A 15,074-nucleotide genomic window follows, 5' to 3' on the forward strand; every position below is an offset into this window, starting at 1 on the left:
AAAAACTTTCTCAAAAGCCAAGGTCCGCCTTGGCTTTTTTGTATACTTATAACTGTGTTTCCCAATGCGTAGAACGTGAACATGGACTTTAATCTCGCCCTAAAACTCTACACCGCAGAGCAAGTAAAAAACGGTGAAACACTGGCTGCGCAAATGGCTGGTGTTTCTATGTATAGCTTAATGCAACGCGCTGGTATGGCCGTGTATGAGCGCTTTTTACATCTGTATCCTAAATCAAAAAATATCTTAGTGATTTGCGGTAAAGGGAATAACGGTGGCGATGGTTACGTATTTGCATCTCTTGCGAAACAAGCTCAACTCAATGTACATGTTTTCCAAATTGGTGATGTATCTGTGCTAAAAGGTGATGCTTTGCGCGCATACCAAGACTGGCAGTCAATCGACGGTGTTAACAATGATTGGGATGAATGGAATACCGCATTGCTAGAAGCAGATGTGATCATCGATGCCATGTTAGGCACTGGTTTAAGCGGTGAGGTTCGTTCGGAGTATCGTCGCTATATTGACCAAATTAATCAAATTCATACCCCTGTGATTGCAGTCGACGTTCCTTCTGGTCTGTGTGCTAATACAGGTGCAGTTTTAGGTGATGCTATTCGTGCCGAGCATACTGTAACCTTCATTGGGGTTAAGCAAGGCTTATGCACTGGACAAGCGAGAGATCGAGTTGGCGAGCTCTACTTTTGTGGTTTAGGCGTCAATACTAAGTTTGATACTATCGAAGTAGAAAGTGCATTAGGTATTGATCATCAGGTTGTTTCAAGATTAATGCCCAAGCCAAATCCAACGGTCCATAAAGGTGACAACGGGAAGTTGCTTTGTGTTGGTGGCAACCAAGGGATGTCTGGAGCGATTCGTTTATGTTCCTCCGCTGCGATTAGAGCCGGAGCGGGTTTAACTGCCGCAATTACTCACACGAGTAGCCTTATTCCACTGCAGGTTGGTTGCCCAGAAGTAATGAGCCAGAGCATCACCGCTGACTTACTCAGGGATACTGAGAACGACTTAACTAAACGCATTCGCTGGGCTGATGTATTCGTGTTTGGTCCTGGCTTTGGAGATGATGAGTGGGCTTATCAAGCCTATCAATATCTGGCTCAAGAGCAGAAACCTAAAGTTGTTGATGCTGATGGCCTCAATATTCTAGCGATGCTGAGCCAGCGATGCGATAGCACTCTGGTGTGCGACAACCATCGAGTGATCACGCCGCATCCTGGAGAGGCAGCTCGACTACTAAATGTAACCATTCAACAAATAGAAAGTGACCGATACTCTGCTGCAAGACAACTGCAAGAGCGTTATGGCGGTGTAGTGGTTTTAAAAGGCGCGGGGACGCTTGTTTACGATGGAACGAGAATGTACGTCTGTCTAGCGGGTAACGCCGGAATGGCGACGGGGGGAATGGGAGATGTGTTATCTGGAGTCATTGGTGCATTACTAGCCAAAGGTTTACCAATTTCTGTTGCCGCACGTTTAGGTGTGGTACTTCACAGTCATGCTGCCGATATAAACGTGAGTCAGCATGGTCAAATTGGTCTTTTGGCAAGTGATGTCGTTAGCACTCTTCGTACCGCTATCACCCAAGAGCTCTATCGAGTTTAATTAGATTTCATGCATTTTTGAGAAAATTGGTCGATTTTTTTGAGTACTTTTTTACGAATTAGCAGGGCATCTTAGTATTAGGTGATTGAGTTTTAGGCAGATTTGAGAGGTGATGCGTTTTAATTTTTAAGATATGACGCAAAGGTTTGCGCAATGGGTTAACTTAAGTGCTTTCTCAAGTTGTTGATAGTTATAAATAATAAGAGGTTTTGGTGACTTGGGGAGCGTTTTTGATATGCGATTTTCAAGATGGTATCACAAAAAAAATTCAAATATCAGACTTGTAGGAAATAAATCACAGCCTATAATGCTGAAAACCGGAGCGTCTGCCAACGCTCCGGTTTTTTTGTGTCCGAAGAACAGTGAACTCGTCTGCCAACGAAATCACTACGCACTCTGAAATGACACATATACATATGAATCAAGGAATTACACAATGCGTATCGAACAAGAACTTAAGTTAGGTTTTAAAGATGTACTGTTTCGCCCGAAACGTTCTACCCTTAAGAGCCGTTCTCAAGTAAATTTAACCCGCGATTTTACATTCAAGCATAGTGGTCGTCAATGGTCTGGTGTGCCAGTAATCGCAGCAAACATGGATTCGGTTGGTAGCTTTGCAATGGCTAAAGCGCTGGCTGAGCATGGTGTAATGACCGCTGTTCACAAACATTACACGGTAGAAGATTGGGCTGAGTTTGCTAAATCAGCAGATAAAGTAACCATGAATAACGTTATGGTGTCTACTGGGACATCTGACGCAGACTTCCAAAAAACCAAAGACATCATGGCGCTTTCAGATGAATTTATTTTCATTTGTATCGATATTGCAAATGGTTACTCAGAGCATTTGGTCGAGTATGTTGAACGCGTGCGAGCAGAGTTCCCAGACAAGGTCATTTCTGCAGGCAACGTGGTTACTGGTGATATGTGTGAAGAGCTAATCCTAGCTGGTGCAGACATCGTTAAAGTGGGTATCGGACCAGGCTCTGTATGTACAACTCGTGTAAAAACGGGTGTTGGTTACCCGCAGCTTTCTGCAATCATCGAGTGTGGTGATGCAGCCCACGGCCTTGGTGGCATGATCGTCGGTGACGGTGGCTGTTCTTGTGCGGGTGACGTAGCGAAAGCATTCGGTGGTGGCGCGGATTTCGTAATGCTAGGTGGGATGCTAGCGGGTCACGAAGAGTCAGGCGGCGAAGTGATCGAGAAAGACGGCGAGAAGTTCATGAAATTCTATGGCATGTCGTCGAAGAGCGCGATGGACAAGCACTCAGGTGGTGTCGCTGGCTACCGTGCGGCCGAAGGTAAAACCGTATTATTGCCATACCGTGGTAGCGTTCACGGCACTATTCAAGACATCCTTGGCGGCGTTCGCTCAACATGTACATACGTAGGTGCAGCAAAGCTTAAAGAGCTAACCAAGCGTACTACATTCATCCGCGTTCAAGAACAAGAGAACAACGTGTTCGGTAAAGAGTAAATCGACTGTATGTAACAAGTGTAAAAAGCAACCATACGTTATATCTATAGCAGATAAAACTATACTATATGCAGCTATGAGCCAGAGTGAGATTGATTTCTTACTCTGGCTTTTTGCTTCTCATTTGTTTGCGCTTCAAAATTAACTCTAAGCGATTTTAATAGTTTGTCGAGATTCGACTTGTTCAAACGGTAATGATGTTGTAACTGGCATGAGCTGTAAAACGCTTGAAATCTGACAGTCTCTATTTAACCCAATATAGTCTTTGACATTAGCGACTCGCCAAGTCATGTCTCCGTAAGTACGCAGATAGAACGCGGGTGATTGATGACTGTTATGTCTAATAACGCTCCATTGGGTAATATCACTAAAAAAGACTTCAGGGTTATCGGATGTCTCAAACTCATTCGCCATGATGCCCAAAGGTATATCAACGCGATTAAGTAGCTTTTGTCCGAGTGAGAAGGCTTCGTCGAAGTTAGTTGGTTGTTCGCTTAACTGCTTAATTGCATAGGTTTGTACAAATCGAGACGGCGGTGTTGGGTCGGCGGGTAGACCCATCAAGCCAGCGCCATTGATTGATTGAAGTGGGCCAGGCACTTGGACATGACGTTGCATGGTTGCTTCATTGTTCGGTTCTGGGTTGTAGTTGCGCAAATTGGAAAAATAAGAGAGGTGATTGACATGCCAATGGTAATTTGGGCAGTTAGTCATTACTCCAACGTAGGAGTGGTCCACAACCACTTTATAATCATCAAAGTCGTATTCGGTACATTGATAGCGTGCTTGCTGATTTTCCTCTTTGCTCAACATATCGCTTTCTTTGAATGCTCGATAGATATGCATATTACCGTTAAGAAACTCAATGACGGCACTGTCATTATTTGCATCGTGAATCACGAAATGCTGGTCCAAAGCCATGTTGTCACTCTCTGTTTCACCAGTTGAAATAGTCGAGTTAAACACGTAAACGGGGTGGGTGGTGAAGTAGGTCACCATCTCGTCCACAGTATTAAACGTAGACAAGATAAAAGTACCAAACAGGCCGCTGCCTAATGCAAAGGCATCATCAGGGATGTGAGAGGTCGATACATTTTGATTGAGAATGGGCAAGTACAGTGACCCAACAGAAAGGCCAGATTCATTAATGCCATCAGCTGTTAAAAGAGGGTTATTATACCGGGTAATGGCATTGCAGTGTATGAAGCTCAACTCTCCCTGCCAATTTGCTCGAAACTCACATTCTTTACTGTGAAGTTTTGGCGGCTGACCATTGAAAACACGGTCGGCTTTTCCGTCGGAAGTAAAGGTCGTAATTTGGTAAGTTTGTTGGGCTCTAAACCAAATCTCGGTCTGAAGGTTAACTGCAAACTCCATGGTTCTAGCGGATAAGGTTTGGTTGTTGCAACCATAATTGATATTAACATCTGTACACATAGCCATGCTTTCCGTTGTTTATCTTGAATGATGAATATCCAAGAAACCCTCTGAATCAAATGCTTAGAGATTACGTGGATATAGATGAATTGCGCTTTAGTAATGGTTTTAGCCATTGAGATAAGCGCATGCTATTAAGTTAAGCATTCAATCAAAAAACGTCAGTAGCAGTTTAGTATCAGTTGATAGAGTTAAAATAAAAAGTGATGTATTAAGTAAAACTCTTTGATCTTAGAAATTAATAATATATTTATTTTTTCAATCTTGGTTACTCTAGATTTAAAGTTTATTTTAAAAGTGATTTGTATTTATTCGATTATCTTGCAGTGGTGATATAAAGTGAGAACATAAAGTTAACAATTTCAGATTGTGATTGAAAATGGGGAGAGTCTTCAATCCAAATACCGAGAAATGAAACTGCCCGAGAAGTTGTGCAACTGTCTCGGGCGAAGTGATGAATCAGGTGAGCAGCTATAAAGTTTTCTCACAAGAACCGCTAAGTGGTGGAGATATTTTTAAATTATCATTAAAGATTTCTACAACGACGGGGCCTTTATTTTCATCTTTTGCATAGTATGCACAGGACTTGTCCCCAGTATAGGTTTTACCTGCCTTTTTGAAACTGTAATACCAGGAGTCATGGGTAGCGGCACCGGATTCAAAACTAGCAGATTCAGATTGTTCGCCAATATTCAAGTCGAAATGAACCTCCATTTCCGGAGAGTCTTTAAATCTCACATATCCGGTGATTTTATCGTTGGAGTTATTTTTAACGTAAAATGAACCCTTAGTTGTCATAATTTTTCCTCTTTTTTAATTTCTATACGTGATAGAACGGCCAAATGACGTTCTGTTAATATATGCTTTTTAAGATGCATATTGATGTTAAATGATGGTCTTATTAGTTCTAAGGTGATTAAACTTATCCTTAGCGTATTTTTCTTTTATACCGATTAAGTCGCGGTAGCTTCGATCAAAATAAACGCTTGTCGGAATTGCCGGATCTTTAAAGCTGATGAAGGCACCATAGGTTCCCGGTATATCAGCTTCTCTGGCTTTATCAATCCAGTCCATGGCTCTGTTTACATCAACAAGTACTGGGTTATTTTGTAGTTCTAGTTTTTGCTTTATCTCTTCATTCCACCAGGTTTGGTATTGGACTGTATATTGACACTGGCGGTAGGGGAAAGATATGTCTTCAAGGTCGTCTGAGTGATGATAAAAACCGCCAGTGATCGCCCCTAAGGTTACGTAACTAAATAGCCCTTGATAGCGGTTTTCTGGCTTTATCAAAGGTGAAGTTAAGCTTTGCAAAAGTGCAGTATAGCCTTCTGGTTTAAGACCTCGCTCTGACACCAATCGCGAAGTGATTTTGTGAGGTGCTGGGGCGTCATAATCGGGAGGGAAAGGAGAACCGTTTTGACACAAAGAATCGCGCCCCCATGTGCTCATCAGGGAGTGATCGTATTTCTTCCCGTCAAAGTCAGTGCCATGTGCTTCATAGACTTGAACTAAATCAGGGAAGCAAGCGCCAAATTGAACGGCTATAAATTGGTGAAGATCTTGTTCTGTTCCTTCCCAGTAGCCATACATGGTGCAGTGATGGCTGATGGTTTCAATATCACAGTGGTTAGATGATTCAGGCAGAGCATCAATTTGCAAGTTGGTGCCAAGAAGTTTAGGCGTATCGAGGCTTTTTATAGCCTGCTCCCAATTTTTTAGCACATCTATGGTAGGGTGCGTTGGTATTGGCTGAAGCATACCGTTGATTTTTGGATAGAGGTTCCACTGAAGCTCGAAGCGGTGGATCTCTTTGGGTAAAGGGAATGTTTTTACGCGTAGCTCGGTAACAATGCCATAGCTCATGCCTCCGCCGCCTCTTAGTGCCCAAAATAGGTGAGGGTTGGACTCTGCTGAGACTTCTGTGATCGTACCATCACCCAATACCACGGTTGCACTCACTAGGTGCTCACAACACATGCCGTATTTTCGCGTCCAAGGGCCCCATCCTCCGCCTTGAATATAGCCAGTCAACCCAACTGTGGCACAGGTTCCATGTGCAATCATTCGATCATGCTCTGCAAGTTTTGGTGTCAGTTGATAGAAGCGATAGCCAGCACCAATGGTGGCAATATTGTCACACAATTGGAAGGTCTTAATTCTGCTCACGTCAATCAAAATGACGTTGTCACCACTGCATTCACCTGCGTGATCATGCCCTCCTGAGCGAACACGAATCGGGAGATTGAATTGAGTTGCTGTTAGATAGGCTTGCTGAACTTCTTGCGTACTTTCGCACATGACAATGACAAAGGGTTGGTGTTGATAGCGAGTATTGAAGATGAGTGACTCGACTTGATATTGGTTCAAACCGGGAACCGGTGAAACCGTGTTTTCAAGAGGTGTCAGTAATCGTTCTTTAGGAAAACCGCACTTATCCATTTTCTGAATAAACAGTTTGGCATTATTGACTGAGATTGAGTACGCGCTAAGTACAGCGAGGCGTTGTATTTGAGGGTTAGGGTGCTGTTCTACCACTTGGTTTTCTTTAGTTCCCTGCATCCATTCATGTTCCATTATTTTTTCCATTTGGCTTATGTATTGAATAGTTGTTCAAATATTAAACCAAATGCATATATTCACCATATCAGTTTGGTATCAGTTGTTCTGTACAAATCGCCAAAAGCATCAGCGAGAGAGCAACAATATCTGGTTGATGAAAAGAACGATCGGCATCTGCGTGACCGTGGATAATTTATGTAGTCAAGTAGATCTGAGCCTAAATTGATACTGAACCAGAATGACGTGTTATCTACATTGAATGGGTCACTAACGACAATAAATTCAGTTGGAGAACACAATGAAAATGGACTCAAAAGAATCACAAGCAATTTTTACTGCTCATTATCAAATTGGTAACGGCTTACCTGGAGGAGTGAGCTTCGATGTTAATCTACTCGTGGCCAGCGAAGACAAATCAATAGTGGGTAAAGGACATATCTTTCAGGCCGTTAACCCACCGTTAAATGTGGTGTCTGATCTCAATGGTAGTTTCAACTATCAATGCACGATGCGTGATTGTCATATCATGGTGACGTTGCAGGGCTACCAGCCTTATCTAGGCATTGCTCCTTTAGGAGCTGATCTTCATAACGTAACGCTCAACCTCCTACTTAATGATGATTGGAAGTCAGGCGTGGCATTCTATCGATATAAAAATAGTTCAGGTAAATGGATTGAAGCAGCAAATCAACGCGTTACTCTACTTTTGCCTGAGCATGTTCCTAGCATCGAGAACTTTAAGGTGGAGCAAAATGATCTTGCGCCAGCATAAATCTCATCAGCGATGACACTGTGCCAAAACACAGATATTCGATGGTTTCGAATATCTGTGTTTGACGAGGTAAATCGAGTAAACACGATGACTTGACGGTGCAATTAATCGACTTTCTTCGTTTATTGAATATTTCATGGTTGAGTAGATGTGGAGAGCCAATGGTCGAGCTCATCAACACTTATTTGAGCCTGATTCAGTTGATGCTTACGCGCCGCCTGATTGAAGTTTAACAACTCAGAGACGGAGCTGGACTGGTCGAGTAAGGCAAGCATCAGATTCGCTTGTTCAATATAAAAATCACCCCATGGATGCGGATCTTCTTGGGTGAAGTTAGACAGCTTATCGCGATATTTTCGAAGTAGCGTAGGCTGCTTATACTGCCACGCTACTTGGATTCCTTGTTGGTAAAAGCGTAAATAGTTATGACCAACACAGGTAGATTCTAGCCAAGCCTCACCAGTGCGCAAAGCGGAGAGGGCCGTTGATTCATCGCCACAAATAAGTGCCTTGGTAGATACGAGCCAAGGACCAATAAAATTGTGTAGCTTATTGATATGAACAAGATCTAGAGCCGTGTCGATGTCCGAAAGGGCTTTCTCCTCTTTTCCCTGATACCAGTGCAATCTTGCACTGGACTCCAAAAGAAAAGCGACAAATCGATGAGCATTAAGCTGTTTTGAAAGTTGTAGAGCGGTCGAGATTTCGTTTTCAGCTTGCACCAAGACATTACGGTCGAGAAAGATCCATGCAGCCGTAAGCCTAGAAACAATTTCTGCTCGGCGGTTTGCCGTGAGATAGGCAAGATTCGAGGCATGCTGAGCCTGTTTTAGTGCTTCGTCAGATTGCAGTTGATAGATCATCACTGTTGCCAGCATGTAGCGATTAGCAGTTTCAATCGAAAGCAACTGATGCTCTTCACACAGTTGCAAACACTCGGTTAAGTGCTCGTATGAGCGAGCCATTTTTCCTTGTGCGTAGGCACAATCACCGAGGCCGCCAAGCGATTTTGCTTTCGCGCGAAAACAGTTTGCTCGTTGACTGTAATCTAATGCAAGTAAATGTTCTTTCTCACATTCGTCTAGCTGCCCAGTGGGGAACAGCATATTACCTCTCATCGAGTGAATTTCACACAAAGATTTATTTAACGTCAGCTTTTCGCACAGGGCTTGGGCTTGGTCTAAAATCGACATCGCTTGTACAAAGTTGTCGGTTAAACGGTAGGGGTTAATGAGGTCTAAATAGTATTGAACACGTTCAGAATCATTTTCTGTGTGATGAATCGCTTGCTCAAGAACCTCAATACTCTCTTTGATGCGTCCCATCGAATACAGGCAGTTTCCTTTCATATTTAGTGCATACGCCATCTGTGCTTTAGGTGACTCTTTAATAGCGTATTCAATAAGAGTCAGTGCTTTTTCAAATTGATAATTGCTCAGGTAATGTTTGGCGGTCTGGTCAAGAACAGTAAATACACCTTCGCCCTTGGCATGATTGATATGGACTGCATATAAGAACCGATCTCGGTTCTCATACCATTTTGCGCAGGCCATGTGTATTTTTGAACACTGTGACTTGTCTATTTGACGGAAAACAGCATTACAAATCAAATCATGATGGAAAAGGTATTGATCGCCATTGAGTTTTACTAAGCCAGCGTCGACTAACTTATCTGGTACGTAGCCGGGAATTCGAGTGATTTCACGCAGTTGCTCCAGTTGAAAGTACTGCCCCAACACAGATGCAGTACAGAGTGCTTGGCGATCTTGGGCTGGAAGTTGAGCTAATTGTATCGAAACTAAATGTTCCAATGACTCCGGAACGTCTTTATCAAACTGAGAACAAAGTAGTGTTTGGCGCAAGTATAGAGGATGGCCTTTCGCAAGCTTTATACAGTCATTGATATGTTTATTCTGTTGGCATGTGATTGAGCAAGCTAACTCGTAAGACTCTTCAGATGATAACTCCCTAAGTTCGATTAGATTCACGTTGGCAAACCAAGATTGTTTGGAACTAAGTCGTTTTTGCTGCCTAAACGTCAGAAAGAGTAAAATATTGGTGTTTGTAATATAAGGTAGCAGTGTCTCAAGAAATGCCAACATTACCTCGTCGGCCCAATGGACATCTTCAACAATAATCAAATGCGGTTTGCTGGTCTGCCGTTGTTGAATTAAGAAAGGAATAGATTGCTCTATCGTTTGTTTCAGCGTTTGGAACTCCATTAAGTTCAGCAGCTGTTTTTCTGATTCGTTGAGTGTTACCCCCATTAACCAATAAAGGCAGAGATGGAAAGAAGAGGGAATTGATGACTCGACAGTCTGCTGACGAATAGAATCATCGGTATCTTCACGAGTAAATGAACAAATTGCCCGAGTGAATATATTTTGAGGGGACAAGAGATCAGCACTGCCATGATTCAGGATTTGAATCTCTGTGGTTAAACACGAAGAACGACTCAAAGACGAAATGACCTGGTTGAGTAGGCTGGTCTTTCCTATCCCTGCGGTACCAGTAATACAATACGTTTGGCCTGCTTCTTGTTTTTGCCATCGCTTGATTCCGCTATTCAATGTTTCTAGTTCAAGTTTACGCCCTACGAAACAATCAGTATGGTTTTGGTGTAAGGATACAAAATGCCAGTTGTTGAAGTCTGGCTCTCCTGTTAGAAAAGGTTTTATTGGTCTGGCACAATTGGACGAGATAAAGCAAGGACAAGCAGCTATTTCTCCCCAAGGGATTTTAACTAGGATTTCATTGATTGGGGTTATCGCATTTGGATGTTCCGATAGCTCAGTGATTCGATGCATGTATTTCACATTGATAAAAGACCGAATCGAAGCCGAAAGAGCAACCTTTAATTGAAGGGCTAGTTGTCGAATTCGCTCAAAAATATATTCGTCCGATTCCTGTAAAGACCAAGTAAGAACAAACGTTCGGTTTTGTATTATGGGTGTAGTGTTTTGGCTGAGAAGTAAGGTTTGCAGAGCCTTTGCGGTCAAATCACACTTTGCTTCGATTGCAAAAATAAAAAAATATGGTGGTGATGAAGATACATTTGTAAATAATGGTTCTGAGGCCCGATCTATTAAAAGGTCCTCTACGGGGACAGAAAAGTATTCCGCGAGATTGGATGCGGTACGATACAGCACATTCGCCCCAGACTCTGCTCGCTTTATAGAAGCAATAGATACGACAAAACCCTGTTGAAAGCATTCTTCCGCCAGTTTTTCTTGGCTCAGTCCTAATTTCTTTCTCAGTTCTTTGAGTCGTAATACGTTGAGTGGAATTCTTCCATCCCTATTTGCCATATTTCACTCCGTTGTAACGTATAGCTTTTCCCAGTAAACCTGAATCGATTGGATATGTTGAGTGAATAAATTTATCTTATTTCACCACATATATAATACTAGTAGTTAAAATGTTATATACGAAAATGAAATGGGCATTTTAATCTTCAAACCACCTTAATTCATTGTTATATTGGTGGTGTTTTTTTATTAATAATTTTGATATTTATTTTTGTGAGTTCATGTTTTTCTTAATAAGTTTTTTGAAATATCTTTAAACTTATATCTTTTAAAAGATTGCACACCTTAAACTTATATTGGACTTCATTAAACTTTAAAAATTAAATTCTTTAATTTTAGAGATATAAATTGACAATCTTATTTTTAGTGTTTTTTTTGATCTCTATTCTGGCTAACTGATTTTTTCTAGTCTATAAATCAAATATCGGCAATTTCAAAATAACTGCCGAAAAAATTATTTTAATTTCAATATTATAAATAGTTGGCTTTATACTATGGATATTGGCTTTTTCTGCCTGTTAAAAGGCTTTCATATTACACCACACTTGAGTGCCGCGCTTACCTCTATTAAGGAGACTGCGTGGCTGCCATATGTCAAACGATCTTGCCATCGAGGGGATTGGCAAGCGCTTGCTTTAGAAGAATCACATCGAAAGGCCTATTACCCTAACTATTTACTACTCTCTGAATTTACAGGATTAGAACTGTTTTTATCTCAATTTTTCTGCCCAATTTTGTCAGTACGGTTTATGAAGTTAGAGCCGGGAGCTGAGATATTGTAACGCGGACCTCTGGCATATGTTTTTCTCAAGTACAGGTGTGTTACATCATTAACTACTGCTACAGCGGCAAGTGAGGTTCATGAATTATGCAAAAAGGCTCATCTATAGAATTCTACCAGCAACGTCCTCAATCTCGTGAGACGGTCGGTGTTGAAGAAGTGCAGCAACAAACTCAACAGTTTGGTTTTGCTGAACCCGAAATGGATGAGCTGCTTAAGTACTCATTACGGACTCAACTTGAGGCTATGCTCCCAAACCAACTCAGCACGGCTGAACGCCAACGGCAACTGAAAGAGAGTTTCGCTGCGGCAGTTGAGCTCGTATTGAAGGAGACGAAAGTTGAGCACCGAACACTGGTGCAAGCCTTTCAGAGCATGTATGGCAACGCTTGCCAATCTCTTTCTCTGGCTAAACTCACTCAAGAGGAACTGACCCGACAGTACATTTCCACGTCTGGGCTGGTGATGTCCCCACTTAACTGTAAACACACCATCAAAGATGTGTACCGAATTAAAGGCTTTGCGTGTGGTATAAACAAAGCTATCCAACATATGCTTGCCAACAAGTCACAGGTTAAAGTGCTTTATCCAGCTTGCGGCCCCTTTGCACCATTGCTGCTGCCTTTACTTGCTCACTACAAACAAAGTGATCGAATTAGCGCAGAGCAGCTTCAGGTGACACTAGTAGATATTCACCCCGGAGCCATTAAAGCACTCAATCAATTGATCGCGGATCTCGATATCGCAGACTACATTGAAGCCTTAGTGGAAGAAGATGCTACCCAATTTTCGCCAACTCAAACGTTTGATCTCCTGATACTTGAAGCGATGCAGCATGGCTTTAGTCGGGAAGGGTTCCTCAGCATCGCGAAACATTTGGTTCAATATTTACATATTCAAGGCGAAATGATCCCCAATCAGGTATCTGTGCGCGCCATGATGGTCATCGGGGAGACGGAATTTAATCAACAATGGGAAAAAGCAGAGTATGCACATTCCAACCATTGCCAGCCGGAAGCGATCGATGATCGAATTGATCTGGGAGAAATTCTTAACGTCAATAAAGCCATGTTGCTCAGAAGCGAGATTTTTGAGCTAGATGGTGGAATAAAAATGCTGCAAGGCAACACCATTGAGCTGCCGAAAGATGTGCCAGATATGGCAAAACGTATCCTCGCCATTTACAGCCATATCGATACTTACGGAGATGCGATGGTCGGACAATACGACTCTGGTATTACCCATCCTAATCCCGACATGACTTTTTATGTGGATGCCAAGCCCAAAGCTGTTGAACACCATTACTTTGAAGCGAAGGGAGGGGATAAGGTCAGTTTCTATTATCAGTTAACCGGATTGCCAGGTTTTGTCGCCACCCATGGATGATTTCGATATGCAGCAAAAATACGTCGTTTTTACAGGAAGTTGTTACGCCTTGCCCATCATTCAGTTGTTGGCACAACAACATAAATTGGCGGGCGTGGTAGTACCGGAAGGAGAACTAAATCCAGACTTACAGCAGCTACAGAGCTATCTGAGCGCTCAATCGATTCATATTGCTCAGTATACCGCCAATGATAGCAGTGCTTTGATAGCGCAACTCGATGCTTGGCGAGTCACGGATGGCGTCATCTATTTGTTCAGGCACATAGTTCATTCCTCGCTGTGTCAGTTTTTCAACGGAAACTTGTACAACATTCATCCGGGAAAGCTGCCCGAGTATCGAGGCCCGATGCCTCTCTATTGGCAATTAAGAGACGGTTTAGACACCTTTAGCCTCACCCTGCATCGTCTTGAGGCATCGGCTGATTCCGGCGCTATAGGAATGGAGTTAGAGGTACCATTTCACCCGTTTGAGACCTTAACCAGTGCTCAGAAAAAAGCGTCACAAATGACGGCTAAGCTGATGTATGACTTCCTCATCGCGCAACAAAAGCAAGGGCTGGTTTGGCGTGAACAAGTATCAAACCCCAACGAAGTAGCACGAGCAGTAAACCAACATGATCTGCACATTCGTTGGAACGTGCAAACGAGTCGCGAAATCGTCAACTTAGTGCGAGCAGGCAATCATGACTTCGGTGGTGCGATGTTGAGCTTGCCAAGTGGTGTCGCCAATGTTTTGCAAGCAAGCGCAATGGAGACTTCTTTAGTCGGTGTTGAGGCGGGGAGAATTCTCGAGATCAGCCCACAACATGGGTTACAAGTGAAAACGTTAGATAGCGCCATATCAATAGATGTTATTGCTACACCGCAAGGCGTGTTTTCGGGTTATCGCTATGCGCAAATGGCTGGGCTAGATGCTGGGATGTCATTGCTCCAGCACGCTTCTGCTTGTGAGTAAATAAATATCTCAATACGGCTCTTTGCGGCAGTGATGAAGCCCGTAACGGTATTTAGTAATGCGAGATTGGAAAGTTTTAACCAACCACACCAATTTCGTTATGGGCTGGTTTTAACTTAAGTGTATACGTTGAAAGGAAGAACAGTATGGCTACAGAACCGTATCTTGGGACACTAACCGCATTTGGTGGCAATTTTGCAATTAGAAATTGGGCAATGTGCTCGGGGCAAATGCAGGCAATTGAAGATAATCCAGCGCTCTTCTCTCTAGTTAGCACTCTATACGGAGGTGACGCCCGAACTACCTTTGGTTTACCTGATTTGCGTGGCCGCAGTCCAGTTGGTGTAGGCACACGACCTGGGGGGATGGATTATCATCAGGGAGAAAGATTGGGTACTGAACTGGTAACTATTGATATAACTCAAATGCCAGCACACTTACATACGGCAATTTTTACCCCTCTTGGCACTTCTGCACCTGTAACAGGCAGGATGAAGGTTGCTACCAATGCTGCAAATACACAGGTACCCGATAGTAATTCGTATATAGCGCAAAACTCTACCCCCGGGTTCTATAAACCGACGTTTCAGCAACCAGATTTGACCGAGATCGAAGGCTTAAGTGTGTCTGGTGGTGGCTCGGGCGGAGGTACTGTAGCTGTGACTGAAACAGGCGGTTCAATGCCACTTAATATTTTGAGCCCGGTATTGCCGATTAATTGGTTAATTGCCACTGCGGGAGTATACCCACCACGCAGCTAATCAACCAAG

General features: G+C 42.9%; 10 protein-coding genes. 6 read left to right on the forward strand and 4 right to left on the reverse strand.

Annotated elements, in window-relative coordinates:
- Positions 1–81: 81 nt before the first annotated feature.
- Entirely contained in the window at positions 82–1,623 is a 1,542-nt protein-coding gene (locus R7E00_RS01850; protein WP_017819911.1) for a bifunctional ADP-dependent NAD(P)H-hydrate dehydratase/NAD(P)H-hydrate epimerase, read from the forward strand.
- Positions 1,624–2,059: 436 nt separating this feature from the next.
- Complete coding sequence (locus R7E00_RS01855; RefSeq protein WP_005373458.1) at positions 2,060–3,103, forward strand: GMP reductase; 1,044 nt, start codon at positions 2,060–2,062, stop codon at positions 3,101–3,103.
- Positions 3,104–3,250: 147 nt separating this feature from the next.
- Here R7E00_RS01855 and R7E00_RS01860 read toward each other — a convergent pair whose 3' ends face one another.
- The 3 genes from R7E00_RS01860 to R7E00_RS01870 all read right to left on the reverse strand — a co-directional run bounded on the left by R7E00_RS01860 (position 3,251) and on the right by R7E00_RS01870 (position 7,117).
- Positions 3,251–4,540, reverse strand: coding sequence for a linear amide C-N hydrolase (locus R7E00_RS01860; RefSeq protein WP_262606142.1), 1,290 nt, complete (start codon positions 4,538–4,540; stop codon positions 3,251–3,253).
- A 471-nt stretch (positions 4,541–5,011) separates the two neighbouring features.
- Entirely contained in the window at positions 5,012–5,338 is a 327-nt protein-coding gene (locus R7E00_RS01865) for a hypothetical protein (protein ID WP_005373454.1), read from the reverse strand.
- A gap of 87 nt (positions 5,339–5,425) precedes the next feature.
- The gene (locus R7E00_RS01870; RefSeq protein ID WP_262606141.1) at positions 5,426–7,117 is read right to left on the reverse strand and encodes an FAD-binding oxidoreductase; all 1,692 of its coding nucleotides are present in this window, start codon (positions 7,115–7,117) and stop codon (positions 5,426–5,428) included.
- 283 nt (positions 7,118–7,400) lie between these two features.
- On the opposite strand from R7E00_RS01870, the gene R7E00_RS01875 reads away from it, so the two are divergent.
- Complete coding sequence (locus tag R7E00_RS01875; RefSeq protein ID WP_005373450.1) at positions 7,401–7,874, forward strand: DUF1842 domain-containing protein; 474 nt, start codon at positions 7,401–7,403, stop codon at positions 7,872–7,874.
- Between the two features lie 134 nt (positions 7,875–8,008).
- Here the strand turns inward: R7E00_RS01875 and R7E00_RS01880 are convergent, their stop codons facing one another.
- Positions 8,009–11,182, reverse strand: coding sequence for an AAA family ATPase (locus tag R7E00_RS01880; RefSeq protein WP_017819913.1), 3,174 nt, complete (start codon positions 11,180–11,182; stop codon positions 8,009–8,011).
- An 868-nt stretch (positions 11,183–12,050) separates the two neighbouring features.
- Between R7E00_RS01880 and R7E00_RS01885 the strand changes: the two genes are divergently transcribed.
- The 3 genes from R7E00_RS01885 to R7E00_RS01895 all read left to right on the forward strand — a co-directional run bounded on the left by R7E00_RS01885 (position 12,051) and on the right by R7E00_RS01895 (position 15,065).
- Positions 12,051–13,349 carry a hypothetical protein gene (locus tag R7E00_RS01885; protein ID WP_182038394.1) on the forward strand — a complete coding sequence of 433 codons (1,299 nt, stop codon included), beginning with the start codon at positions 12,051–12,053 and terminating at the stop codon, positions 13,347–13,349.
- A 7-nt stretch (positions 13,350–13,356) separates the two neighbouring features.
- On the forward strand, positions 13,357–14,304 hold the full coding sequence (locus tag R7E00_RS01890) for a formyltransferase family protein (protein WP_246535126.1): 948 nt from the start codon (positions 13,357–13,359) through the stop codon (positions 14,302–14,304).
- A 146-nt stretch (positions 14,305–14,450) separates the two neighbouring features.
- A complete protein-coding gene (locus R7E00_RS01895; protein WP_054576103.1) occupies positions 14,451–15,065 on the forward strand; it encodes a phage tail protein in 615 nt (204 codons plus the stop codon).
- The last annotated feature ends 9 nt before the right edge of the window (positions 15,066–15,074 follow it).

The sequence above is a fragment of the Vibrio sp. Vb1755 genome (assembly GCF_033338635.1).
GTDB classification, from domain to species: Bacteria; Pseudomonadota; Gammaproteobacteria; order Enterobacterales; family Vibrionaceae; genus Vibrio; species Vibrio alginolyticus.